Here is a 24,808-nt window from a genome sequence, read left to right on the forward strand (position 1 = left end):
CGGCGGCAAGAAGTACGAACGGCCAAGATCGTTGGGCTTGTGGCGCTGATGGCGCTCGCCGACGGATGACCCATTGCCGGGCATACAGAATCCGAATTCCGAAAGAGTAACATGTCCAATTTCGAAGGTATCGTTCCTGCGCTGGCAGAGGCGCTGGAAAAACGTGGCTATGTCGAGCTGACGCCGGTGCAGAAGGCGGTGCTGGAGCTTGGCGAGGCCGACGCTCTGGTGTCGGCGCAGACCGGCTCCGGCAAGACCGTCGCTTTTGGCTTGGCATTGGCGCCGACGCTGCTTGGAGGCGCCGAGCGCTTTGGCGCGGCTGGCGTGCCTTTGGCATTGGCGGTGGCGCCGACCCGCGAACTGGCCTTGCAGGTCACGCGCGAGCTGCAATGGCTTTACGCGCCGACTGGCGCCACCGTCGCCTCCTGTGTCGGCGGCATGGATATGCGCAGCGAGCGGCGCGTGCTGGAGCGCGGCGCCCATATCGTCGTCGGCACGCCCGGCCGGCTGCGCGACCACATCACGCGCAATTCGCTCGACATGTCTGCGCTGAAGGCCGTGGTGCTTGACGAAGCCGACGAGATGCTCGATCTCGGCTTTCGCGAGGACCTCGAATTCATCCTCGACGCCGCGCCTGCCCAGCGCCGCACGCTGATGTTTTCGGCCACCGTGCCGCGCTCGATCGCCACGCTGGCGCAAGGCTACCAGCGCGATGCCGTGCGCATCTCGGCCGGCGGCGAGGAAAAGCAGCATCTCGACATCGAATACCGGGCGCTGAACGTCGCCTACCCCGACCGCGAGAACGCCATCATCAATGTGCTGCGCTTCTACGAGGCGAAGAACGCGCTGGTGTTCTGCAACACCCGCGCCGCCGTCAACCATCTGACCGCGCGCTTCAACAACCGCAATTTTTCCGTCGTGGCACTGTCGGGCGAGCTCAGCCAGAACGAGCGCAGCCATGCGCTGCAGGCGATGCGCGACGGCCGCGCCAAGGTCTGCATCGCAACGGACGTCGCCGCGCGCGGCATCGACCTGCCCAATCTCGAACTGGTGATCCACGCGGATTTGCCGACAAATCCGGAAACGCTGCTGCACCGCAGCGGCCGCACCGGCCGCGCCGGGCGCAAGGGCGTCAGCGCGCTGATTGTGCCCAACGGCGCCCGCAAGCGCACCGAACGACTTTTGCAGAATGCCGGGCTGAAGGCGACATGGGCGAGCCCGCCCTCCGCCGACGACGTGATCAAGCGTGACGACGAGCGCATCCTTGCCGATCCGGCCTTCGACGAACCGGTGGCCGATGACGAGCGTGGCTTCATCGACGCGCTCCTGGCCAAACATGGCGCCGAGCAGGTGGCGGCTGCCTTCGTGCGCCAGTGCCGCGCCAGCCGCTCGGCGCCGGAGGATCTCATGGACGTAGCGCCGTTTACGCCTTCGCGTGACAGACCGGCCGGCGAGAAGTTCGAACGCCGGGATGAGGCGCCCAGCCGGCGCGACGATTTCGGCGACAGCGTCTGGTTCTCGCTGTCGATCGGACGCCGGCAGGATGCCGAGCCGCGCTGGCTGATCCCGATGCTGTGCCGCACCGGCAACATCTCCAAGCGCGAAATCGGCGCCATCAAGATGCAGCAGGAGGAAACCTTCGTGCAGATTGCGGCCGACTGGGCCGACCGCTTCCTCGCCGCCATCGGGCCCGACAAGAAACTGCAGGGTAACATCGTTGTGAAGCGCCTGGACGGCACGCCCGATCTGTCGCGCGCCGGCTACCAGGCGCCCAAGCCCGACAAGAAGCCGCATCGCGGCAAGCGCCCGTTCGAGGCTCCGCAAACTGCGCACAAGCCGAAATTCGAGAAGCGGGAACGCCCGGCTGGCGATGCAAAGCCTTGGGCCGGCAAGGAAAGCAAGCCGAAATTCGACAAGTCCGGACCGCCCAAGAACAAGAAGCCGAAGAAGCGGCCGAGCTAGTTTTGGACCGACGGCTTTTTCCATATGGCAGCCACGACTTTGGAGGTTGGCCGAGGCAAACCTCCGTTCGTCATTCTATGGCGAAGCAAGGAGCGAAGCGACGCGGCGCAGACCATAGGATCCATGCCGCGACTTCAAGGCGTTGCCTCGGTCCAGAATTATGCGCCGCTGCGCCCTGCGCGCGAGGTCAAGGCATGGATCCTCGGGTCTGCGCGTTCGCTTCGCTTCCGCTCCGCCCGTGGATGACGAAGTATGGGAGTTGCCCGCCAATCGGAAATGACGGTCATGAATCGCTGAGCCCTTGCAGTCCTCCCCAACTTTGAACAGTCTGTGCCAACACGGGGGTGAGGCGGATGCAGGGCGAAGTTCTTCACTATGACGAGGCCCAGGGCTTCGGGTTCATCACCGGGGCGGACGGCAACCGCTATACGTTTGCGCGCGAAGATCTGCGCCGCGATACGGTGATCGCCAAGGGCGCCGTGGTCGAATTCCTGCCGGCGAGCGGCCAGGCGCGCGACGTTTTTTCGATCCGCGCCCAGGCCGCCGGTCAGGCCACCGCAGCTCCCGCGGCAAGCGCCGCGCCGCCCAAAGCCGCTGTCGCTTCAGCCGCGCCGCAGCATTTCGGCCGCCTGGCCGTAGACGGCGCGGTCCACGATAGCGGACTGCCGGGCTATTTCTGGCTGGGCGTGACGCGCAACTACATCAACTTCGCCGAGCGCGCCCGGCGCAAGGAGTTCTGGGCCTACTGCCTGTTCTGGACCGTAAGCTTCATCCTGGTCGGTCTTGTCGGTGCCCTCGCCGACCAGGCGATTGGAAATTTCAACGACGGCAACGGGCCGATCGTGATGATCGGCGTCTGGGGCATGTTTGTGCTGGCGACGTTCCTGCCCTGGCTTGGACTCATTGTGCGCCGCCTGCACGATATCGGCCTGACCGGCTGGCTGGTCCTGCTGATTTTCGTGCCGACCTTCGGCACGCTGGCCATCATCGTGTTCGGACTGATCCCGACCCAGGGCCACGAAAACCAGTGGGGGCCTGTGCCGCAGGGTGTCAGAGTTTAGAAGACGGTCCGGTGCATTGAAATCGACGGCAACCTTAGGTAGTATTGCCCGCGCGAAACAAGGGGGAGTCGCATGCGCGGTACGGTCTACCACTTCGACGAAGATCAGGATTACGGCTACGTCAACGGTTTCGATGGCAAGCGCTATCTATTCACACGCGATGACGTCAGCCAAGGGGTGGTTCTTGCCAGAGGCACCGTTGTCGAATTTCAGCCTGATGATGGCGCCGCACACGACATAGTCGCATCGACCACGTTGCGATTGGGTGTCGATCACCCGACGCAATCCGGTCGTATAGCCGCTGACCAGCCTGCGCTGGGACTATGGGCATATTTTCGGCGCGCTCTGTTAGCCGACTTCATCAATTTCAATGGACGAGCGCGCCGCAAGGAGTTCTGGGCGTTCTATCTCTGCTCGTTCGTAGTGCTCGTCGCACTGTCCGGTTTCGGTGTTCTTCTCAATCTTGCGATAAGCGGTTTTGGAAATGGTCCCAGGACCTCAATCGGATTTATTCCCGCCCTCCTGTTCGTGTTCGCAATATATGTGCCGCTCCTCGCCCTTTTCGTACGTCGCCTGCATGACATCGGCCTCAGCGGATGGTTCGCGCTGCTTTGCTTCGCCCCGGCTCTCAACGCCATCGCCTTCATCGTTCTCGGAGTGATCCCCTCTCAACTCGGCGAAAACCAATGGGGGCAGATGCCGCAGGGTGTCAGGGTCTAGCGAATTCTTTCAGCGCTTCGCCCGACAGCCGGAGAAAAACCTTCTGCCCGTGCCGTTCGGCGCCGAGCCGGTCGTAGAAACGCAACGCGCCTTCGTTCCAGTCTTCGGTGGTCAGGTCTATGCGGCCGATTCCTTCTCCGAGGCAATGGCCGGCGAGAAAGCCGAGCAGCGCCCGGCCGGCGCCGGCGCTGCGGGCATCCTCGCGCACGAACAGGTCTTTCAGGAACATCAGCCGCTCGAGATCGATGCCGGGATGAGCGATCGCCACCGAGGCGAGGCCCGCAACCTTGCCGTCGGCGAAGGCCAGCGCGAAATGCGGATAGGCCGGGCTTTCATCGCCAAGCCATTTTCGTGCCGTGGCCGCCGCCCGGCCATGATCGAGCGGCGCCTGCCGGTAGTGCGCCGCCATCTCGCAAAGTACGGTCGCAAGCGCTTCGGCATCGTCGGTCGTCGCCCAGCGGACGTCGACCGCCACCGGATCAGCCAAGGAACTTGGCGATAATCGCATCGCCCATCGCGACCGTACCGACCTCGGTCCTGCCTTCGGACAGTATGTCCTTGGTGCGCAGGCCGTCGTCGAGTACGGCGGCGATCGCGCCTTCGAGCTTGTCGGCCTCGGCAACCATGCCGAAGGAATAGCGCAGGCACATGGCGAAGGACGCGATCATCGCGATCGGATTGGCGATGCCCTGGCCGGCAATATCGGGCGCCGAGCCATGCACCGGCTCGTACAGCGCCTTGCGCTTCTTGGTCTTCACGTCAGGCGCGCCGAGCGAGGCCGACGGCAGCATGCCGATCGAGCCCGTCAGCATGGCGGCAATGTCGGACAGCATGTCGCCGAACAGATTGTCGGTGACGATGACGTCGAATTGTTTTGGCCAGCGCACCAGCTGCATGCCGCCGGCATCGGCCAGCATGTGGTCGAGCTTGACGTCGGCATACCTTGCCTTGTGGGTCTGGGTGACGACCTCGTTCCACAGCACGCCGGATTTCATCACGTTGCGCTTTTCCATGGATGTCACATGGTTGCGGCGGGTCCGCGCGAGCTCGAAAGCGACGCCGGAAATGCGCTCGATCTCGAACGTGTCGTAGACCTGGGTGTCGATGCCGCGTTTCTGGCCGTTGCCGAGATCGATGATCTGCTTCGGCTCGCCGAAATAGACGCCGCCGGTGAGCTCGCGCACGATCAATATGTCGAGGCCTTCGACCACCTCCTGCTTCAGCGAGGAGGATGCGGCGAGCGCCGGATAGCAGATCGCCGGGCGCAGATTGGCGAACAGCTCCATGTCCTTGCGCAACCGCAGCAGCCCGGCCTCGGGGCGCACCTCGTAAGGCACCTTGTCCCATTTCGGCCCGCCGACGGCGCCGAACAGCACGGCATCCGCCGCCATCGCCTTTGCCATGTCGGCATCGGAAATCGCCGCGCCATGCGCATCGTAGGCGCAGCCGCCGACCAGGCCTTCATCGGTGACAAAACCGCTGCCCAGCTTGGCGTTCATGGCCGCAATCAGCTTCTTCACCTCGGCCATCGCCTCGGGGCCTATACCGTCGCCGGCGAGCAGGAGAAGATTTTTCGAAGCCATCAGAACCGTCCCGATACTGTTTGGAGAAACCGCGGCCTTGCTAAACGCCAAGCGGGCTGCATGCAAGCCTGGAAGCGCGATCACCGATGCGAGAGAATATTCACCAATCTGCCGAACGGATCGCGCACATAAAAGCGGCGCACGCCCCAGGGTTCGTCGGCCGGGCCGTATTCTATGGCGAAGCCGGCGGCCTTCATGGCGTCGAGCGCCGCGTCGACATCATCGACCTCAATGGAGAGGTCCGGCACCGGCGTACCCGAGCCGCCTTGAGCCATGAAGCTGATCTGTACCTGCATCCGTTCGTCGGAACCGAAGGTGACGATCCAGCCCTGATCCATCAGCACATCAAGGCCAAGCACGTCCTGGTAGAAGCGCTTCGCCGCCGCCGCGTCCTGTGTCCCGATATTGGCGACGATGCGGCGGACCGTCATGGTTTTGGCCTCCTCATGGTGTCCGCCGCAGCGCGGTAACTTCGATCTCGATCTTCATCTCCGGCTTGTTGAGCTGGCACACGATCATTGTCGCCGCCGGGCGGATGTCGCCGAATGCCTCGCCAAGGACCGGGAAGACGACATCCACGAAGGCCTGGTCGGTGATGTAATAATGCGCCCGCACCACATCGGCCATGTCGAAGCCGCCGTCCTGAAGCGCCTTGGCGATGGTCGCCAGGCAATTGCGCGTCTGCGCCTCGACCGTCTCCGGCATGGTCATGGTCGCATAGTCGTAGCCGGTGGTTCCCGAGACAAAGCACCAGTCGCCCTGCACCACCGCGCGTGAATAGCCGGCGGTCTTTTCGAAGGGCGAGCCGGTGGAGATGAGTTTGCGCATGGGGATTCCTCGTGATCGTAGGCGCTCGTCTAGCAGAGGGAAGCTGGACTGGTCGTGGGCCAAGGCAAGCGAACTGTTGTCAATGAAGGCAAGCACAAACCTCGGAGATTGGCCGAATCCTTCGCGGCTTCGTCATCCTATGGCGAAGCAAGGAGCGAAGCGACGCGGCGCGGACCATAGGATCCATGCCGGGACGTCAGTGCGTTGCCACGGTGAAGAATTCCGCACCGTTGCACTCTATGGCAACGGTCACGGCATGGATCCTCGGGTCTGCGCTCCGCTACGCGTCGCTCCGCCCGTGGATGACGAAGCCGCGACGGTCGTGCCCTAGTTCGCTGACCCTTGCGCGTCGTCCATCGCTTTCTTGATATCCGCAGGCCAGGTCTTCACGTCCGGCCACGCCTGCGGCTCACCATCATCGCCGCGGCGGGCGAAGTAGAGCGTGTGCTTGACCGGATCGACGGCCATGAAACCGTCGCTGCCGCCACAATCATGCGGCACGCAGCCGGTGGCGTAGAAGGCGCCGGACGCCGTCTTTTCGGTGCCGCCGCCGACCAGCAGGCTGGTCGCCATGTCGGGCATGGTGTCTCCAAGCAGTGTCTTCGCCGCATTGTAGACGGCCTCGTTGTGGAAGGCGTCGATGATGTTCTGGTATTTGGAAGGATCGATGTCCTTCCAGTCGGTGCCGCGCTCCGGCGCATATGTCAGGTCGCCTGAGATCGTCAGCCCTTCGCTGGGCGACCATTGCAGCGCCTGCTGCGAAGCGCCCGGCAACAGATAGGGCACGAAATAGATGGCATTGTCGGCCACCGCCGCCGGCGGCGCGCCGCATTCGTCCTGCTCGACCGTAAGGCTCTGGATCTCGCCGCCTTCCGGCTTCCAGACGATGACCGTGGCCGGGCCGCACTGGTTGCCGCCATCGCCGACATTGACCAGCGCCACGTTGACGCCGCCGACCTTGACCACCTTGTCGAAGAACACGTCGTAATTGCTGGCAAGCTGCTTGCCGTCATAGGCCAGCACCTTCTCGCCATCCTGCTCCGGCTGGGTGATGGTCAGCTGCCCGCCCTCGAACGGGATCGGCCCCTGGCTGTCATCGTCGGCCAGGGCCTCATTGCTCGAAGCGCCCGGATCGGCCCCGCCGGACGGATCTTCAGCCGGCACCAGCACCTTGTCGGTCTGTGCATGCGCGCCAGCCACCGGCATCAGCATCCACGCCAGCGCGCAGGCGCCGGCAAGAAGCGAACGTGTCATGACTGTCCCCTCCGTTCAGCCGCCACGAACCCGGCCTTTGACGGTCGGGTTAAATCATACTGCTCAGGCCCAGGGGCGCTCGGCGGCGTTCTTCTTCTCGAACGAGGCGATGGCGCCGGCCTTTTCCATGGTCAGGCCGATATCGTCGAGGCCGTTGAGCAGGCAGTGGCGCTTGAAGTCGTCGAGATCGAATTTGACCACGCCGCCATCCGGACCGCGGATTTCCTTGGCCTCGAGGTCGACCGACACCGTCGCATTGGAGCCGCGCGAGGCATCGTCCATCAGCTTCTCCAGATCTTCCGGGCTGACGGTGATCGGCAAAATGCCGTTCTTGAAGCAGTTGTTGTAGAAAATGTCGGCGAACGAGGTCGAGATGACGCAGCGTATGCCGAAATCGAGCAGCGCCCACGGCGCGTGTTCACGGCTCGAACCGCAGCCGAAATTATCGCCGGCGACCAGGATCTGCGCCTTGCGGTAGGCCGGCTTGTTGAGCACGAAATCCGGGTTTTCCGAGCCGTCGTCCTTGTAGCGCATTTCGGCGAACAGCCCGCTGCCGAGCCCGGTGCGCTTGATCGTCTTGAGATAATCCTTGGGGATGATCATGTCGGTGTCGACATTGACGATCGGCATCGGTGCGGCGACGCCGGTGAGCTTGGTGAATTTTTCCATGGCTTTTGCCCGTATTTCGTTGCGGGAGATTGCTGACGCACCGTTTACACAAAGCTGCTGGCAAATAAAAGGCAACTGTTCGTGCGTGCTTGGATCGAAAGATCGGCGCGGCACGATCTTCAAAACCGGCCGCCGCTGGTGCACCTTGCGCTCATGACCACACCCTCGAAGATAATCTATTCCAGCGAGCCGGATCTCGACGTGGCCGAGTTCCGCCGCGTGCTGGTCGAATCCACGCTCGGCGAGACGCGTCCCGTCGACGACGAAGCCCGGCTGCAGGCGATGCTTTCCGGCGCGAACCTGGTGCTGACCGCGCGGCTCGATGTCGAAGGCCGACCACTGATTGGCGTGGCCCGCGCCATCACCGATTTTTCCTGGGTGTGCTACATTTCCGAGCTCGCCGTATCCCAATCGGCGCAAGGGCTTGGCATCGGCAAGGGTCTTATGGACGAGGCCCGCCGGCAGCTTGGGCCATCGGTCGCCATCAGCCTGATCTCGATGCCCGACGCCGTCGGCTTCTACAAGCGCATCGGCATGGAGCGCATGGACGATGCCTTCTGGTTCTCCCGCAAGCGCTGATTTTCCTCCTGTGGACACATCCAGTCGCCAATGGCGCGCGATCTTTGCAGCTTGACATGCAACCAAACGGTTGCATATTAAGGCCGTGAGCATGGATGCCGTCTTTCGCGCCCTCGCCGACCCGACACGCCGGCAATTGCTGGACAGTCTCCACGCCAGGAATGGGCAGACACTGAACGCGCTGTGCGAGCGGACGGATATGACACGCCAGGCTGTGACCAAACATCTGGCGATCCTGGAAGAGGCGAACCTCATCACCACCGTCCGCAACGGACGTGAAAAGGAGCACTACCTGAATCCCGTTCCCATCAACGAGATCGCCGAACGCTGGATTGGCAAATTCGAACGAGGACGGCTGACCGCCCTCAGCGACTTGAAGAAGCGCCTTGAAAGGGAAGAGCCATGAGCAATGCCTTCGTCTACGTGACCTATATCCGCACCACGCCCGAGAAGCTCTGGGAGGCGCTGACCGAACCGGAATTCCACCAGCAATATTTCCTCGGCGCCCAGATGCAGAGCGACTGGAAGAAAGGCTCGGCGTGGAAGATGGTCTATCCCGACGGCCGCGTCACCGACAGCGGCGAGATTGTCGATGTCGATCCGCCAAGGCGCCTGGTCATCAAATGGCGCAATGAGTTCATGCCGGACGTGAAGGCCGATGGCTACACGCATTGCACCTTCGTCATCGAACAGGAAGGCGACATGATGAAGCTCGCCGTCACCCATGCTGCCGACGGTCCGCACCGTCTTCTGGAACATGTCGGCAATGGCTGGCCGCTGGTGCTGTCGAGCCTGAAGAGTCTGCTCGAAACTGGCAAGGGCCTGTCGCGCCCGGCATCAAAGGCGGCTTAACTCGTTTCGATAACGAAACAATCGCGTAGGCAATTCCAGGAAAAGTGTGAGCGGTTTTCCGTCCGGAATTGCGAAAACACAAAGAGATAGAGCGGTTCGGCGTCTCCGTGAAACGGTGAAACGCTCTAGGGAGGTTGCCATGATGCACGGCCCAGTGGTGGCGCAAAGCATGACCAATGGCGAGACGATCATGGCAAGCGCCGAGATCGTCGCGCCACCGGAGCGCGTCTTCCACGCGCTGATTACAGACGAAGTCGAGCGCTGGTGGGGCTCTTCCGAAAGCTACCGGATGGTCGATTGGACGGCCGACTTGCGCGTCGGCGGCCGGTGGCAGGTCATCGCCAGGACCATTGCTGGCGAGGACCATCCCGCCGGCGGCGAGTTCCTCGAGATCCAGGCGCCGCGTCGGATCGTTCAGACGCGGACCTATGACTGGGACCATCCGACACTTGGCCGGCGGCAAACGACGGTTGCCTACCTGCTGGAACCGATAGCCGGAGGCACACGCCTCACCATCTGCCATGGCGGGTTTGCCGGGTTGACCGACGCGGCGGCCGAACATGCCGAGGATTGGGGCCGGGTGCTGGGTTGGCTGCAGGCCTATGTCGAGACTGGTGAACCGGCGGCATAGAAGCGCGTCTTTTCCCTCTCACGCTTATGAAAAGAGGCCGCTCAAATCACATTCAATTCCCGAAACGCCTTGCCCTCGGCCACCCGTTGATACCCAAACGCCGAGCAATCCACCGTCCGGTAGCCGCCATGGACGATCAGTTCGGCCAGCGCCTTGCCGACGGCCGGCGCCTGCTGCAGGCCGTGGCCGGAAAATCCGTTGGCGAAAATGAAATTGCCGACTTCCGGGTGCGGTCCGATCACCGCGTTCTGGTCGAGCGTGTTGTAGTCGTAATGGCCGGCCCAGGCGCGGGTTGCCTTGATCGCCTCGAAGGCGGGGATGCGCGTTGCCAGCACCGGCCAGATCACCTCTTCGAACAGCGGCCAGTCGACATCGAAATCCCTGGGGTCGGCCGGGCCGTCGCCCTCCTCCGGCTCGGCGCCGCCGGTGAGATAGACCGAGCCTTCCGGCCTGACATAGATTCCTGAAGGGTCCACCAGCAGCGGCATGTCGGCATATTTTTCGCGCGCCTCGAACACAAAGACGTTGCGCTTGCGCGGCTCGACGGGCAGCGTGAGCCCGGCAAGAGCGGCGACCTTGCCGGCGTTTGGACCGGCGGCGTTGACGACGATGCCGGCTTCGAGCTTTTCGCCATTGTCGAGGGTCACGCCGGTGACGCGACCACCCTGCCGCCCGATGCCGGTGACATCGGCGGCGATGAAATCGACCTTCTTGTCACGCAATGCCTTGCGGAACAGTGTCAGCATGGCATGCGCGTCGAACCAGCCCTCGCCGGTGCGACCGAAGGCGCCGGCGCTGATGCCTTCCGTCGACAGCCAGGAAAAGCGCTTTGCCAGCTGGTCGGCATCCTCGAGCAGAATATCTGCGCCCTCGGCGACCTGCGCCTCATGGTTGGCTTTCAGGATCGGCAGCCCGGCCTCGCCGGCCAGGATCAGATAGCCACCCTCGCGAAAGCCGATATCGGCGTCAGTGCCGAACGTTTCCTTCAGCCGCCGGAACAGGTTTAGCGTGAACTGCGACAGGCGGATGTTCTCCGGGATCGAGAATTGCTGGCGGATCGAGGCCATGGACAGCGTGGTGGCCGCATGGGCGAATTGCGGATCGCGTTCGATCAGCGCTATCGAACCGGAAAAGCCTTCCTCGCGCAGATAATAGGCGACCGAGGAGCCGACGATGGCTCCGCCGATGATGACGATGTCGTAGCGCACTTTTTTCTCCGATCCGCCGGCAGCATCCTTCACGCGGCTGGCAAGGAAATCTCGAAGCGCGTGCCGCGCCCGGAGTCAACCAGCGCGATCGTGCCATCATGCGCTTTCAGGAGGGCCAGCACGATGCCGAGCCCCATGCCGGTGCCGCCGGACTCGCGCCGCGTGGTGAAGAACGGCTCGAAAATGCGCGCCCTGTTGCTCGGTGAAATACCGGCGCCGTCGTCGCTGACGGTAACGCTCACCTTGCCCTCCGCGCCGGCTGCCGCCAGCAGAACCTGCGTCGCGCCATGCCTGGCCGAATTGTCGATCAGATTGGCAAGCACGATCGCCATATTCTCGGCCGATATCCGCAGACCAGTTGCGCCGCCCGTCTCGACGCGAACCGCCAGCCTGCCGTCCACCGGCAGCAGCACGAGTGCCGCATCGAGCGATGTGCTTTCGCCGCTCGGCGCCAGGTTTTCGGCCCGTGCCAGATCGAGCAGGCGCCGCACCAGCAGATTGAGCCTCCCGGCATCGGTGACGATGTTGCCGGAAAACCGCTTGCGCTCGGCCGCGTCCATCGCATCGCCGGAATCGCGCAGCAGCTCGGCCGCGCCCTGGATCGCCGTCAGCGGCGATTTGAGCTCGTGCGAAACATGAGTGGCAAAAGTCTGGATACTGTCGGAGCGCGCCTGCAGCTTTTCGGCCATGTCGAGAAAGGCGGCGGACAGTTCGGCCATTTCGCGCGTGCCGTGATGGTCGAGCGGGCGGATCGCGTCGCGGTCACCGGCGGCAATGCGCCTGGTCCGCTCCATCAGCGCATAGATCGGCCGGCTGACGGTGCGCAGGAACACCAGTGCGATCAGCAGCGTGCCGCAAAGCATGGCGATGGCCGCCAGCGTCACCTTGCCGCGCTCGCCATAGAGGTGTTTGACGATGTTGTTCGGCGTCCGCGACAGATAGATCACGCCGGCGACCCGGCCATCGACTGCAATCGGCATGGCAACAAAAACGCGGACCTTTGTGCCGCGGCTGACCGAATAGAGCGGTGGCGGTGGCTGGTCGGGAATGCGTTGCCTCAGCACGCTGGCGTAGTGGCCGGCAAGCGCCTCGCGCACCTCCTCGACATGGGTGAGCGACAGTCCGACCTCATCGCGCCCGGCAATGACGACGCCCTTCGGGTCGAGCAACCGGAAGCCGGCCAGCGTGGTCTTTTGCGTCGTGTCGAGAAGGCCCGACAACCGCGCGCCGATCGCCGCAAAGGCCGGATCGGTGGTGGCCACGATGCCGGCGGGCCGGGTCGGCAGCAAATAGTCGGAGGCGAGATCGAGGCTGGGCTCGATCGGCTGGTAAGGCGAATCGTCGCCGCGGCTGGCATCGTCGCCCTCAACGTCGACCGGCCCGCCAAGCTTGTCCGGGGAAATGCCGGCGTCGCGCACATCCTGCGCATAGATGGCGGCGATGACGGCGCCTTGCGCGATCAGCTCGCCCTCGGTCTGGCGGATCAACTGGTTTTCATAAAGCCGGAAGAAGAACAGGCCGACCAGCGGCAGCGCCAGCACCATGATGAGGATGGCGAGGACCACCGTGGCCAGCCTTGGCCGCCATTTGGTGCCGATCCATTTGCGGTCGCTCAGGCGCCGCATCGGCCAAGCCGGAAGCCGACGCCATGCACGGTTTCGATGGCGTCGAGGCAGCCCACTGCCGCCAGCTTGGCACGGATATTGCGGATATGGCTGTCGACGGTGCGGTCGGCGACATGGATGTTGGCGGCATAGGCGCTGGCCACCACCAGGTCGCGGCCCAGCACATGCGCCGGCCGCGCCAGGAACCCTTTCAGGATCGAGAATTCGATCGCCGTCAACGCCAGTGCCTTGCCGTCGAAACTGGCGCCATGGCTGGCCGGTGTCAGGCTGAGCTTGCCATGCGCAAAGGCCCTCGCGTCGGCCGGCTCCGGCACGGCGCGGGCGCGGCGCAGGATGACATTGACACGCGCCACCAGTTCGCGCGGGCTGAACGGCTTGGTCACATAGTCGTCGCCGCCCATTTCAAGCCCGAGGATGCGGTCGATTTCCTCGTCACGCGCCGACAGGAACAGCACCGGCACGTCCGAGCGTTGCCTGAGCCGCCGGCAGACCTCCAGCCCGTCCATCTCGGGCATGCCGATGTCGAGCACGACGAGGTCGGGCTCGCGGCGTTCGATCGCCTGCAGGGCGGCCGCACCGTCAGACACGGCCTGCGTCTTCATCCCTGCCTTTTCCAGCGCAAAGCAGATGATTTCGCGGATGTGCGGATCGTCGTCGGCGACCAGGATCTGATGCGGCATGGATCTAGCGGTCCGGCGTGGATGGCATGGCAGGCAGCGAGGGTTGCTGTGCGGGAGGAAGCACGAGCGGGCCTCTCTTGTCGAGAACCTGCACGAGCCTCCAGCCGCGAAAGCTCCAGGCGCGCCACTTCTTTTGTTCGGCGATATAATCGTCGATCATCACCTGGTCGGCCAGATAGGTGGTTTGGTTTCCGAATTTATGCATGTAGTAGCGGTCCAGCGCCGGCATGGCGACAGCGCCGAACGAGCGCAGATACTGCGTATCGAGCGGCGTGCCGGAACCGGTCATTTCAAGCGAGTGGTCGACATTGAAGTTGGCGATCGTTGCGGCGAAGTTGACAAAGCAGCAGGCATAAAGCGTCGCCGATAACGTCAGAAGATTGGCCGAGAACAGCCATTCGTTGGATTTTCCGAGCGCGATGCGGGCGATGATCAGCGCAAGCCCTGATGCCACCAGCCCCATCCAGACGAAAGCGGCGATGCGCCAGTAGGTCAGCGCATAGACGCCGATATAGAGGTCGAGCCGCAGGATCGACGAGATCACCAGCACGATGTTCTGCGCCACCCAGGCATAGACCAGCCGGCGGATCAGCGGATCGCCTGAGGTTTCGCCGCCCGGCCGCAGCGCCGCCAGCACGAAGCCGGCGGCAAGCAGCGCGGTGGCGATCAGCGGATAGGCGCCGCGATGTGCATAGGCGGCGTAGCTCATGCCATCGGGAAGGGCGACCCCGCCCCAGAGATAGGCAGCGTCGAGCACCGTCTGCAGCGCAAACAGGGCGTTGAAGACGATCAGCGCGCGCAAGATGGCGGCCTTGCCGAAGACGATATCCTCGACGACATGCCGCTCCGGTTTGGCCGCCGGCTGGGCGCCGGCAAGGTTCTGCCTCGGCCGCGGGATAAGACGCCGGAAGCGCGGCAGACGTGGCCGTAGCAAGGCCCAGACGCAGGCGAGCACGGCCAGCCAGAAGGCAATCCGTGCCAGTTCGATGAGATCGAGGAGCTTCATCAGGTCGATCAGCGACAGCCAGTAGTCAATGACCGGATTGGCGGCGCCGAACAGCGTGAGGAAGACGGCGCCCAGCGTCAGCGGCATCACCCAGACCGCAATGGACGCGAACCGGATCCGGCGCCGGCCGAACCGCCGCGCGGTCTTGCGCCAGCGGATGAAATCGCTGACGAACCGCAACGGCACCGCTGCCAGGAACAGCGCGATCTGGCCGGCAATGCGGGCGATACGGTGTTGCAACCGCCCGGCCAGCGACAATGCAAGCACCACCATGGCCACGAGCGCGACCGAGACCGACAGCGCGCTGACATTTTCGACCAGCGGCAGCAGCGCGACGAACAGGGCGGCCGGCTTGAGCCACGCCATTGGGGAATTAAGGGCAGCGGGATGCACGGCAACAACCGCGCCGGCAGTCACGATGGCGAACAAAAGGACGGTAATGCCGGCAGGCTGGGCGTAAAAGAAAAAATCCGCCAGCGCGACCAGCAGGACGGCGATGCCGAAGCGGCTGCAAAAGCTAACGAACGTCATGCGCGGACTTTCCTGATGGGCTGGATCCGGCCGCCCGGCGGATGCCTGGGGATAAAAGGGAGCAGGCTTGCCTCCGGGCGATGGCGGGCCTCCGGCCGCGGCGGATCGACCAGCCACCAGCTTTCGCTGCGCAGCCGGTAAGGCAGGGACCAACGGGGGGTGTTTCGGTGTTGCATGCCGCCCTTGTGGTGGCTGCGCATGGATACGGCAGGGCGCAGCGGAGGAGGTTTTCCGCAGAGATGTGCAGTTTTCGTGCAGAACCTGCGCTTCAAGGCTGGGGCGAGCGAACATGCCGTCCTCCTCAGCGGTGGTGGAAGGAGGCCCTTCCTCTCCTCCGTCGATCGGGGGAGAGGTGTCGAGCGTAGCTCGACGGAGTGGGGGTCGACCCTTGGGCGCAAGGCGAGGCGATGCTTGCGCCTGGTGCCCTTCCTATGTCGTTCGCGGCGGTTGCCAGGTGGTTCCCCCACTCCGTCTCGGCTTCGCCGAGCCACCTCTCCCCCCTCCGGAGGGAGAGGAAAGGAGCCTAGCTGGGGCAGCGCCAACGTCCGGAAAGGATGGCGGGCAGCATTATCAGGTTCCGGTCGGGCGCTTGCCTCCACCAACCACACGCGGCATAGATCGGTCATGACAAGCGAACCCTACCGCCCACGCCGCTCTGTACTCTACGTCCCCGCCTCCAACGACAAGGCGCTGGCCAAGGTCGCGACGCTTGCTTGCGATGCCGTGATCATCGACCTCGAAGACGCCGTCGCTCCCGCCGACAAGGTCGCGGCGCGCGAAAAGCTGGCCGGCATTTTCGCCAGCCGGCCAGTTGCCAACCATTTTGGGCGGCGCTGCGAGATGATCGTGCGCGTCAACGCGCTGTCCAGCGAATGGGGCAACGATGATTTGCTGGCCGCGGCGAAATTCGAGCCCGACGGCATCTTGCTGTCCAAGGTCGCCACGCCGCGCGACATCCTCGAAGTCGGCGACGTGCTCGACGATAATTTTGCCCCCGACAGCGTCAAACTATGGGCGATGATCGAGACGCCCAAGGCCATGCTCAACATCGGCGCCATAGCCGAACTCGGCCGCGACCCGGCCTCGCGCCTCAATTGTTTCGTTGCCGGAACGAACGATCTGGTCAAGGAGACCGGCATTCTGGCGACGCCCGACCGGCGCTACCTCGTACCATGGCTGATGCAAATGGTGCTGGCTGCCCGCGCCGGCGGAATCGACATGCTGGACGGCGTCTCCAACGATTTTCGCGACCTCGATGCTTTTGCGCGCGAGTGCACGGAAGCTGCGGCCATGGGGTTCGACGGCAAGACGCTGATCCACCCGGCCCAGATCGAAGCCGCCAACCGCGCCTTTGCACCGGCGCCAGATGCCCTGGCCGAGGCGCGCGCGGTGAAAGATGCCTTCGCCCTGCCGGAAAATGCCGGCAAGGGCGTGATTGCGCTGAACGGCAGGATGGTCGAGCGGCTGCATCTGGCGCAGGCCGAAAAACTGCTGGCGAAGGCCGCCGCCATCGGCGCATGATTGCCGAAGCCGGCTTCGAAAAAGATCCCGCCCGACAAGACAAACTCACGACAGGACTTGAACCATGAGACTCTACCGCTTTTTATCCGCGCCCGACGATTCAACCTTTTGCCACAAGGTCACCGCGGCGTTGAACAAGGGCTGGCACCTCTACGGCTCGCCGACCTACGCCTACGACAAGAAAACCAAATCGATGCGCTGTGGCCAGTCGGTCGTGAAGGATATCGACGGCCAGGAATACGGGCCGGATACGAAGCTGAGCGATTGGTAGGCTTTGCCAAAGCGCCGACGCAGGATGTGTCGAGATTCAGGTCAGGCCGAGTCGAAAATGGTGGCTTCCGAGAACCGGAGCGGAGCGTACTTTAAGTACGTGAGCACCGGAAGCGCAGGAAGCTACTATTTGCAGGCCGGCCTCACCTGAAGATCGGCACAGCCTTACTCCGCCGCCTCTTCAATCTTCTCCATATCATCGTCCGACAGGCCGAAATGGTGGCCGATCTCGTGGATCAGCACGTGGGTGACGATGTCGCCCAGCGTCTCTTCGTTCTCGGCCCAGTAGTCGAGGATGGCGCGGCGGTAGAGGGTGATGCGGTTCGGGCCTTCGCCGGTCTGCGGATTCCAACGCTCGGCAATGCCGCGGCCCTCGAACAGGCCAAGCAGGTCGAACGGCGTCTCCAGCGACAGATCGTCCATGATCTCGTCGGTCGGGAACTCGGCGATCACGATGACGATCTCGCCGGTCAGCTTGCGAAAATCGTCCGGCAGATGCGCGTACGCCTCCAGCGCCAGAAACTCCATTTCCTCGATCGAGGGCGAGAGTTCGTCGTGCCAGGTGCGGGTCTTGTAGATGCGGGCCATGCGTTGTCCTTTGATCCCGGCATATAGGCTTTCGCACCGGACTCGGCAATGAAGCGGCAATTTCATGACGTCAATGGCTATAGAGGAATAAATTCCTTCTGACTCCGCTTGACTCTTGGGGCACCCTCTGGAATCTATAGGAACATAACAGGAACAATTGTGAGAGAAACTGACCGTCATGGCGACATCAGCCGTGGCGCGGGAGACTGTTTTTGCCCTGCGCCGCCAGATCGCGAAGATCGAGGGAACGCTGCCCGAGCGCCTGGCCGCGCCGGCTGGCGAGCGGCCTCGCGCGCGTGCTTACGGCGATGCCGGCGGGCCAGAATCCGATATCGCACCGGACATCACCATCATCCGGCGCGGCCTTGCCGTAGCGTCACCGGATGCCTTCCTGCCCACCGGCCTTGAACGCCTCGATGCCACACTCAGCGGCGGCCTGCCGAAAGCCGCCCTCACCGAGATCCATGGCCTCGAGACCCGCAATGCCGGGGCGGTCGCCGGCTTTGTGCTGTCGCTGGTTAGCCTGATCCTCAGGGGGCAGAGATTGCCCGTGCTGTGGATTGGCACGTCGGAGATTTTTCGCGAGGCCGGCTTTCCCTATGCCAGGGGATTGCAGGGCATGTTCGGCATCGCGCCGGAGCAATTGCTGTTTTCCGAGGCGGCGAAACTCACCGATGCGCTGTGGGTGGCCGAGGAAGCCGCGAAGATGACCGCGCTGGCCGCAATCATCCTCGAAATCCGCGGCAGCCCGCAGCGGCTCGACCTCACCGCAACACGCCGGCTGCACGCCCGCGCGCAAAGCGCCGGCCGGCCGGTGTTTCTGCTGCGCCAGGCCGGCGAGGCCGAGCCAACGGCGGCACCCGTACGCCTTATCGTGTCGGCCGCAGCGGCTGCAAGTCGCCGGACCATTGCCGGGCCGCTCGCCGGCTCGATCGGCCGCCCCGCCTTCACCGTCAGCATCGGCAAGAGCCGTAGCGCTCTGCCGGGACAATTCACACTGGAGTGGAACCCCGATGAACACAGTTTCGAAGAAAGACGGGAAGAACGGCCAGAGAATTCTGTCGCTGTGGTTTCCGCATCTCGGGGCAGAGCGGATCCTGCGCCAGCGCCTGGGACGGTCGTGGCGTTCCCGGCCGTCGGATCATTTGCCTCTGGTGATCAGCCATCGCGACCGCAGCGCCCAGCGCATATCGGCCCTCGACGAGCGGGCTGAGGCGCTGCATCTGAAGCGCGGCATGGGCATTGCCGACGCGCGCGCCATGCATCCCTCGATCGACATTGTCGAGGCCGACCCGGAAGCCGACCGAAGGCTGCTCGAAGGTCTCGCCGACTGGTGCGACCGCTACACGCCGCTGGTGGCGCTCGACGGCGCCGACGGGCTTTATCTCGACGTCACCGGCTGCACGCATTTGTTCGGCGGCGAGCGCGCCATGCTGGATGACATTCTTGCACGCTTTTTCCAGCAGGGTTTCGATGTTCGCGCCGGGCTTGCCGCGACGCCGGGCGCAGCCTGGGCGGCAGCGCGCTTTTGCGGCGACCGCATCGTTCCCTCAGGCGAGGAGGAAGCGCTGCTTGCCCCTTTGCCGCTGGCCGCGCTACGCATCGAAGCCGATATCCGCGCCAGCCTGGAAAGTGTGGGCCTGCGCACCGCCGGCGCCGTCATGGCTGCACCGCGCGCACCTCTTGCCCGTCGCTTCGGCGCTACCTTGCTGTTGCGGCTAGACCAGGCGCTCGGCCGTCTCGACGAGGCGGTGTCGCCGCGCCTGCCGGTAGCGCCGCTTTCGGTCGAGCGCCACCTCGCCGAGCCGGTCGTGTTGACCGCCGAGATCGAGCGGCTGGTGGAAATGCTGGCGGTGACGCTGAAGATCGACCTCGAGCGCCGCGGCGAAGGCGCCAGGATGCTGGCGCTGCTTTTGTTTCGCGTCGACGGCGCCGTCAGCCGCATCGCCGTCGGCACGTCACGGCCTTTGCGCGAACCAAAGCTGATCCAGCGCCTGTTCCACGAGCGGCTGACAGCACTCGAGCAGGACATCGATGCTGGCTACGGCTTCGACCTGGTGCGGCTTTCCGTGTTGGCAGCCGCCACCTTCGACATGCAGCAGGCCGATTTGACCGGAGAGGCGCAAGATGACGGCGCCGACATCGCGCTGTTTGCCGACCGCATCCGCGCCCGACTCGGCGACAATGCTGTGCTCAAAGCGGTCGCCGTCGAGAGCCATCTGCCGGAGCGCGCCGTCGCCACCATCCCCTTCTCGGAGGCGCCGCAACGGACCACGCCGCCGAAAAGATCGGACCGGAAAGACGCGCCGCCAACAACCATCTTCCCGCCGGAGCGGCCGATCCGGCTGTTCCGTTCGCCCGAGCCGATCGAGGTGCCGGCCACCGAAATGCCGGAGGGTCCGCCGATGAATTTCCGCTGGCGCCGCGCGCTCTACCGGGTCGCCCGCGCCGAAGGGCCCGAACGCATCGCGCCGGAATGGTGGCAGAAAAGTGAGGAGGACGCGCCGACGCGCGACTATTTCCGCATCGAGGACAGCGACGGCCGCCGTTACTGGCTCTACCGCCAGGGGCTCTACGGCGCCGGCCAGCCTTCGCCGCGCTGGTTCATGCATGGGGTCTTCGCATGAACGCGCTGACCGTCATCCCCTATGCCGAATTCGGCATCCAGTCGAATTTCTCCTTCCTGCGCGGCGCCTCCAAGCCGGAGGAACTGGTGGTGGCGGCGAAATTCCTCGGCTTCTCCTCGATCGGGCTGGCAGATCGCAACACCGTCGCCGGCGTCGTGCGCGCCTGGCAGCAGGCCAAGGTTGAGAAGCTCGCCTACCACCCCGGCTGCCGGCTGGTGTTCGGCGACGGCACACCGGACATTCTCGCCTATCCGCAGAACCGCAAGGGCTGGGGCCATCTCTGCCGCATGCTGACGCAGGCCAATCTGCGCGACGAGAACGAGAAGGGCGCGACCCTTCTCCAGCGCGGCGACCTGCTCGAATGGGGCGATCTTCTGTCGCTGGCGGTGATGCCGGATCTCTCGACGAATGCCGACGATCCCCTGGCATTGATCCGCCAGCTGAAGGATCGTTTTGGCGCCAACCTGCGGCTAGGCGTGGCGCCGGATTATCGCGGCAATGACCGCTTCCGCATCGAGCAGGCGGCCGCCATGGCCGATATCGCCGGCGTGCCGCTGATGGCGACCAACGATGTGCTCTACCACACAGCCGAGCGGCGCTCGCTGCAGGATGTGCTTACCGCCATCCGCCTCAATGTGCCGGTCGCCGAGGTTGGGCTGGAACTGACGGCCAATGCCGAGCGCCATCTGAAGCCGCCGCTGGAAATGGCCCGCCTCTTTCGCCGCCATCCGCAGGCACTGGCCGAGACGCTGCGTTTTGCCGGCGAGCTGACCTTCTCGCTTGGCGATCTCCAGTACAATTATCCCGACGAGCCGACGCAATCGGGCCTCGGGCCGCAGGCCGAGCTCGAGCGTCTGGCCAGGGAGGGGGCCGCCACGCGCTATCCGGCGGGCGTCCCCGCTTCCGTCTCGCAGCGCATCGGCGAAGAGCTCGCTCTGATCGAGCGCCTGAACTATGCGCGCTATTTCCTCACCGTTTACGACATTGTCCAGTTCGCCCGCAACGAGGGCATTCTGTGCCAGGGCAGAGGCTCGGCCGCCAATTCGATCGTCTGCTTCTGCATCGGCATCACCGAGGTCGGCCCCGAGCGCATCGACACGCTGTTCGAGCGGTTCATTTCCGAGGAGCGCAACGAGCCGCCCGATATCGACGTCGACTTCGAACATGAGCGGCGGGAGGAGGTGATCCAGTACATCTACTCCAAATACAGCGCCAAGCGCACCGCGCTGGCGGCGGCCGTCATCAGCTATCGCGGCCGCTCGGCATTGCGCGAGGTGGCCAAGGCCATGGGCCTGTCGGACGATGTCCGCAGCGCGCTGTCCAGTTCGATCTGGGGCTGGTCGACCTCGGAGCTCGGCGAGAAGGAGGCCCATGCCGGTGGCCTCGACCGCAACGAGACCTCGACCCGTCACGTGATCGCCCACGCCAACGAAATCATGGGCTTTCCCCGGCATTTGTCGCAGCATGTCGGCGGCTTCGTCATCACCAGGGACCGGCTCGACGAGATCGTCCCCATCGTCAAGACGGCGATGGAGGCGCGCAAGATGGTCGAATGGGACAAGGACGATCTCGACGCGGTCAAGATTTTGAAGGTCGACGTGCTGGCGCTCGGCATGCTGACCTGCCTGAAACGCGCCTTCACCTTGCTCACCAATCATTACCCGGATGCGCGCGATGAGTATGGCAGGCCCTATGTGCTGGGCAGCCTCCCGCCTGAGGACAGGCATGTCTACGACATGATCGGCCGCGCCGACACGCTCGGCGTCTTCCAGATCGAATCGCGTGCCCAGATGTCAATGCTGCCAAGGCTCAAGCCAAAGGATTTCTACGACCTTGTCATCGAGGTGGCGATCGTGCGGCCAGGCCCGATCCAGGGCGACATGGTTCATCCCTATCTGCGCCGCCGGCAAGGTAAGGAGAAGGCCGAGTATCAAAAGCCGGAGCTGGAGGCGATCCTCAAGAAGACGCTGGGCGTGCCGCTGTTCCAGGAGCAGGCGATGAAGATCGCCATCGTCGCCGGCGGTTTCAAGCCGGGCGAAGCCGACGAATTGCGCCGCGCCATGGCCACCTTCAAGCGCACCGGCACCATCGGCAATTACCGCCAGCGCATGATCGACGGCATGGTCGGCAAGGGATACACCAAGGACTTCGCCGAGCGCTGCTTCAAGCAGATCGAAGGTTTCGGCGAATACGGCTTTCCCGAAAGCCACGCCGCCTCCTTCGCGCTGCTCGTCTATGCCTCGTGCTGGTTCAAGACTTTCTATCCCGACGTGTTCTGCGCCGCGATCCTCAATTCGCAGCCGATGGGGTTTTATCAACCGGCGCAGCTGGTGCGCGACGCGCGCGACCATGGCGTCGATATCCGCGACGTCGACGTCAATTTTTCCGGCTGGGACTGCACGCTGGAGGAAGACGAATTCGACCCGGCCCGCATCCTGCCGCGCCATGCCGAGATGCGCGGTGTCATCGAGACAAAGCACGCCGTGCGGCTCGGCCTCAGGCAGATCAAGGGACTGTCCAAGGAGCGCATGGAGCAGTTTGCCGAGCGGCGCGGCGCCGGCTATTCAAGCGTCAGGGATGTCTGGCTGCGCTCCGGCCTCGATGTCGACGACATCGAAAGACTGGCGCAGGCCGACGCCTTCCGCTCGCTCGGCCTCGACCGTCGTGAAGCATTGTGGGCGGTGCGCGCGCTGGACGGCAAGAGTGCCGCCGAAAGACTGCCGCTGTTCGACCAGCCGGCGATCCGCCTGCGCGAGCTCGAACCCGAAACAAAACTGCCGACAATGCCGCTCGGCGAACATGTCATCCACGACTACCGCTCACTCGGCCTGTCGCTAAAGGCGCATCCGGTCGCCTTCCTGCGCGAGCGGCTCGACCGCGCCGGCGTCATCCCCAATGCCAACCTTGGCGCGGTTCGCGACGGCAGGCGGGTTTCCGTCGCCGGGCTGGTGCTGGTGCGCCAGCGTCCCGGCAAGGGCAATGCGATCTTCCTGACCCTGGAGGACGACAAGGCCGTCGCCAACGTCATTTTCTGGGAAAGGACGTTTACCCGCTTCCGCCCCATCGTCATGGGCGCGCGCTTCGTCAAGGTCACCGGCAAGCTGCAGTCGGAATCCGATGTCATCCACATCGTCGCCGAAAAGATCGAGGATCTGACGCCGTGGCTGACGGTGCTGCTGGAGGAGATGACACCGGCCGTGCCAGCCCGGCCGGACATCGCAACGCTGTCGGACAAGGCCGAGAGGGTCATGCCCAAGGGGCGGAATTTTCAATAGGGCTTTATGGAGACGCCCATCGCGTCGTCACCCTGGGGCGAAGCAAGGAGCGAAGCGATGCGGCGCAGACTCCCGGGATCCATGCCGTGACATTAAGGCATTGAAACGGTGCAGAATTCTGCTCCGCTGCACCCTTCGATCACGTCGCGGCATGGATCCTAGAGTCTCCGCGACGCCGCTTCGCGGCTGGTCCGCCCTAGGATGACGAAGGGAGGAGCGTTTCGGTCAATCTCCAAGGTTTGCGATTTGCCCCCAAAAGGAACGATCAAGGGCTACCTGCCGATCAGCGTCCAGCCTGCGCCGGCCCACTCAGCCGCGGCGGCGACAGCACATCCTCCGCCGAAATCGTCCGCGCCTCCGAGGGCAGCATGATCGGGATGCCGTCGCGTACGGGGTAGGCGAGCTTGGCGATCCGCGAGATCAATTCGCCGCGCTCCGGGTCCCAAGCCAGCGGCCCCTTGGTCAGCGGGCAGGCCAGCAGCTCCAGCAGTTTTGGATCGACATTGGCCGTCTTGCCGTCACGTCCGTCCGCTGCCATCGTTCCTCTTTCAGCCAACCACCGGCCCAAGATGCGTTGACACACCTTACTGCAAACTCGAGCCAAAATCCTCATTCTCGCGCGCCAGTGCCATTTCGGTGATGGCGATCAGCGTCTCGGCACGGGCTCTCAAGTCGGGCGCTTCCAACAGCGCCTGTTTCTCGGCCGGGCCGTAAGGCGCCATCATAGACAGCGCGTTGACCAGCATGGCGTTTTCGGCGCGGCTGACGCTTTCCCAGTCGGCCTCGAGCTCATTGGCCTGCAGATAGGCGCGAAACGCTTTCAAGAGCGCCGGCCGGTCGACCTCGTTTGCCGCCTGGTCTTCGCTAAGATCGGTGAGGAACGGCGCCAGCTTGCATTGCCGGAACGGCGTCTTCACCGGCAGCTCATGCGTGATGCGGAACCGGCACACACCCTGCAGCGAAATCAGATAGCGGCCGTCGCCGCTCTCGGCCATCGAGATGATGCGCCCGGCGCAGCCGACATTGCACAGTTCGGGCTCACCATCGGCACGCAGCGCGCCGTCGAGGCTGGGCTGGATGATGCCGATCAGCCGCGGGCCGGCGATAGCCTCATCCACCATCTGCAGATAGCGCAGCTCGAAAATGTTGAGCGGCATACGGCCGCCCGGCAGGAGCAGCGCGCCCGCAAGCGGAAACACCGGGATGGTCGACGGCAGATCCTTGCCGACCCGGTAATGTGCGTTTCCGACCTGCACTTAAGTCCTCCGATCGCTTCGGGCGCGACAGTATCGGCCTAATCTGGCGCAGCCGACGCCGGCCGCAAGGTCCCAAAACCAT

25 protein-coding genes are annotated in these 24,808 nt (G+C 64.1%); 12 read left to right on the forward strand and 13 right to left on the reverse strand.

Going from position 1 to position 24,808, the window contains the following annotated elements; genetic code table 11:
* The first annotated feature begins 111 nt into the window (after nt 1-111).
* The 3 genes from AC04SH_RS05020 to AC04SH_RS05030 all read left to right on the forward strand — a co-directional run bounded on the left by AC04SH_RS05020 (nt 112) and on the right by AC04SH_RS05030 (nt 3,743).
* Nucleotides 112-1,962, forward strand: coding sequence for a DEAD/DEAH box helicase (locus tag AC04SH_RS05020; protein WP_488574152.1), 1,851 nt, complete (start codon nt 112-114; stop codon nt 1,960-1,962).
* 353 nt (nt 1,963-2,315) lie between these two features.
* Nucleotides 2,316-3,023, forward strand: coding sequence for a DUF805 domain-containing protein (locus AC04SH_RS05025; RefSeq protein WP_488574153.1), 708 nt, complete (start codon nt 2,316-2,318; stop codon nt 3,021-3,023).
* Nucleotides 3,024-3,095: 72 nt separating this feature from the next.
* Nucleotides 3,096-3,743, forward strand: a complete 648-nt coding sequence (locus tag AC04SH_RS05030) for a DUF805 domain-containing protein (RefSeq protein WP_488574154.1) — start codon at nt 3,096-3,098, stop codon at nt 3,741-3,743.
* On the opposite strand, the gene AC04SH_RS05035 is transcribed toward AC04SH_RS05030, so the two are convergent.
* The 6 genes from AC04SH_RS05035 to leuD all read right to left on the reverse strand — a co-directional run bounded on the left by AC04SH_RS05035 (nt 3,733) and on the right by leuD (nt 8,077).
* Entirely contained in the window at nt 3,733-4,218 is a 486-nt protein-coding gene (locus AC04SH_RS05035; protein WP_488574155.1) for a GNAT family N-acetyltransferase, read from the reverse strand. The genes AC04SH_RS05030 and AC04SH_RS05035 overlap by 11 nt on opposite strands.
* 4 nt (nt 4,219-4,222) lie before the next feature.
* Nucleotides 4,223-5,326, reverse strand: coding sequence for a 3-isopropylmalate dehydrogenase (gene leuB / locus AC04SH_RS05040; protein WP_488574156.1), 1,104 nt, complete (start codon nt 5,324-5,326; stop codon nt 4,223-4,225).
* Nucleotides 5,327-5,406: 80 nt separating this feature from the next.
* Nucleotides 5,407-5,757 carry a VOC family protein gene (locus AC04SH_RS05045; RefSeq protein WP_488574157.1) on the reverse strand — a complete coding sequence of 117 codons (351 nt, stop codon included), beginning with the start codon at nt 5,755-5,757 and terminating at the stop codon, nt 5,407-5,409.
* Between the two features lie 13 nt (nt 5,758-5,770).
* Nucleotides 5,771-6,154: a RidA family protein gene (locus AC04SH_RS05050; protein ID WP_488574158.1), complete on the reverse strand. Its 384-nt coding sequence runs from the start codon at nt 6,152-6,154 to the stop codon at nt 5,771-5,773.
* A 327-nt stretch (nt 6,155-6,481) separates the two neighbouring features.
* Nucleotides 6,482-7,408, reverse strand: a complete 927-nt coding sequence (locus AC04SH_RS05055; RefSeq protein ID WP_488574159.1) for an Ivy family c-type lysozyme inhibitor — start codon at nt 7,406-7,408, stop codon at nt 6,482-6,484.
* A gap of 63 nt (nt 7,409-7,471) precedes the next feature.
* Nucleotides 7,472-8,077, reverse strand: a complete 606-nt coding sequence (gene leuD / locus AC04SH_RS05060; RefSeq protein ID WP_488574160.1) for a 3-isopropylmalate dehydratase small subunit — start codon at nt 8,075-8,077, stop codon at nt 7,472-7,474.
* Nucleotides 8,078-8,230: 153 nt separating this feature from the next.
* Between leuD and AC04SH_RS05065 the strand changes: the two genes are divergently transcribed.
* The 4 genes from AC04SH_RS05065 (at nt 8,231) to AC04SH_RS05080 (ending at nt 10,139) form a co-directional block, all read left to right on the forward strand.
* Nucleotides 8,231-8,656 carry a GNAT family N-acetyltransferase gene (locus AC04SH_RS05065; protein ID WP_488574161.1) on the forward strand — a complete coding sequence of 142 codons (426 nt, stop codon included), beginning with the start codon at nt 8,231-8,233 and terminating at the stop codon, nt 8,654-8,656.
* A 91-nt stretch (nt 8,657-8,747) separates the two neighbouring features.
* Nucleotides 8,748-9,062 carry an ArsR/SmtB family transcription factor gene (locus AC04SH_RS05070; RefSeq protein WP_488574162.1) on the forward strand — a complete coding sequence of 105 codons (315 nt, stop codon included), beginning with the start codon at nt 8,748-8,750 and terminating at the stop codon, nt 9,060-9,062.
* Nucleotides 9,059-9,508 carry an SRPBCC family protein gene (locus tag AC04SH_RS05075; RefSeq protein ID WP_488574163.1) on the forward strand — a complete coding sequence of 150 codons (450 nt, stop codon included), beginning with the start codon at nt 9,059-9,061 and terminating at the stop codon, nt 9,506-9,508. The genes AC04SH_RS05070 and AC04SH_RS05075 overlap by 4 nt, the downstream gene beginning before the upstream one ends.
* Nucleotides 9,509-9,647: 139 nt before the next feature.
* Nucleotides 9,648-10,139 carry an SRPBCC family protein gene (locus tag AC04SH_RS05080; RefSeq protein WP_488574164.1) on the forward strand — a complete coding sequence of 164 codons (492 nt, stop codon included), beginning with the start codon at nt 9,648-9,650 and terminating at the stop codon, nt 10,137-10,139.
* A 41-nt stretch (nt 10,140-10,180) separates the two neighbouring features.
* Here AC04SH_RS05080 and AC04SH_RS05085 read toward each other — a convergent pair whose 3' ends face one another.
* Genes AC04SH_RS05085 through AC04SH_RS05100 form a run of 4 tightly spaced genes read right to left on the reverse strand, consistent with a single transcriptional unit; the run spans nt 10,181 to nt 15,189 of the window.
* Nucleotides 10,181-11,347, reverse strand: a complete 1,167-nt coding sequence (locus AC04SH_RS05085) for an NAD(P)/FAD-dependent oxidoreductase (RefSeq protein ID WP_488574165.1) — start codon at nt 11,345-11,347, stop codon at nt 10,181-10,183.
* A 29-nt stretch (nt 11,348-11,376) separates the two neighbouring features.
* Complete coding sequence (locus tag AC04SH_RS05090) at nt 11,377-12,972, reverse strand: ATP-binding protein (protein WP_488574166.1); 1,596 nt, start codon at nt 12,970-12,972, stop codon at nt 11,377-11,379.
* A complete protein-coding gene (locus AC04SH_RS05095; protein WP_477232432.1) occupies nt 12,960-13,652 on the reverse strand; it encodes a response regulator in 693 nt (230 codons plus the stop codon). Before AC04SH_RS05095 ends, AC04SH_RS05090 begins: the two co-directional genes overlap by 13 nt.
* 4 nt (nt 13,653-13,656) lie before the next feature.
* Nucleotides 13,657-15,189 (reverse strand): DUF4153 domain-containing protein, encoded by a 1,533-nt coding sequence (locus AC04SH_RS05100; protein ID WP_488574167.1) that lies wholly within the window; start codon nt 15,187-15,189, stop codon nt 13,657-13,659.
* 624 nt (nt 15,190-15,813) lie between these two features.
* On the opposite strand from AC04SH_RS05100, the gene AC04SH_RS05105 reads away from it, so the two are divergent.
* Together AC04SH_RS05105 and AC04SH_RS05110 are read left to right on the forward strand one after the other, a co-directional pair.
* Nucleotides 15,814-16,710, forward strand: a complete 897-nt coding sequence (locus AC04SH_RS05105) for an HpcH/HpaI aldolase/citrate lyase family protein (RefSeq protein WP_488574168.1) — start codon at nt 15,814-15,816, stop codon at nt 16,708-16,710.
* Nucleotides 16,711-16,774: 64 nt separating this feature from the next.
* Nucleotides 16,775-16,981, forward strand: coding sequence for a DUF1737 domain-containing protein (locus AC04SH_RS05110; protein WP_023699283.1), 207 nt, complete (start codon nt 16,775-16,777; stop codon nt 16,979-16,981).
* Between the two features lie 164 nt (nt 16,982-17,145).
* Here AC04SH_RS05110 and AC04SH_RS05115 read toward each other — a convergent pair whose 3' ends face one another.
* Nucleotides 17,146-17,568 carry a metallopeptidase family protein gene (locus tag AC04SH_RS05115; RefSeq protein ID WP_112560156.1) on the reverse strand — a complete coding sequence of 141 codons (423 nt, stop codon included), beginning with the start codon at nt 17,566-17,568 and terminating at the stop codon, nt 17,146-17,148.
* Nucleotides 17,569-17,746: 178 nt separating this feature from the next.
* Here AC04SH_RS05115 and AC04SH_RS05120 point away from each other — a divergent pair, with 178 nt between their 5' ends.
* From AC04SH_RS05120 to AC04SH_RS05130, 3 genes are read left to right on the forward strand one after another with little or no spacing between them, the layout of a single operon-like run.
* A complete protein-coding gene (locus AC04SH_RS05120; RefSeq protein ID WP_488574169.1) occupies nt 17,747-18,781 on the forward strand; it encodes an ImuA family protein in 1,035 nt (344 codons plus the stop codon).
* Nucleotides 18,723-20,195: a DUF6504 family protein gene (locus AC04SH_RS05125; protein WP_488574170.1), complete on the forward strand. Its 1,473-nt coding sequence runs from the start codon at nt 18,723-18,725 to the stop codon at nt 20,193-20,195. Before AC04SH_RS05120 ends, AC04SH_RS05125 begins: the two co-directional genes overlap by 59 nt.
* Nucleotides 20,192-23,470, forward strand: a complete 3,279-nt coding sequence (locus AC04SH_RS05130) for an error-prone DNA polymerase (protein ID WP_488574171.1) — start codon at nt 20,192-20,194, stop codon at nt 23,468-23,470. The genes AC04SH_RS05125 and AC04SH_RS05130 overlap by 4 nt, the downstream gene beginning before the upstream one ends.
* 283 nt (nt 23,471-23,753) lie before the next feature.
* Here the strand turns inward: AC04SH_RS05130 and AC04SH_RS05135 are convergent, their stop codons facing one another.
* Nucleotides 23,754-24,008 (reverse strand): Trm112 family protein, encoded by a 255-nt coding sequence (locus tag AC04SH_RS05135; RefSeq protein ID WP_192258776.1) that lies wholly within the window; start codon nt 24,006-24,008, stop codon nt 23,754-23,756.
* A 46-nt stretch (nt 24,009-24,054) separates the two neighbouring features.
* Nucleotides 24,055-24,726, reverse strand: coding sequence for an LON peptidase substrate-binding domain-containing protein (locus AC04SH_RS05140; protein ID WP_436262131.1), 672 nt, complete (start codon nt 24,724-24,726; stop codon nt 24,055-24,057).
* Nucleotides 24,727-24,808 lie beyond the last annotated feature (82 nt).

The organism is Mesorhizobium sp. CNPSo 4688, from assembly GCF_057784295.1.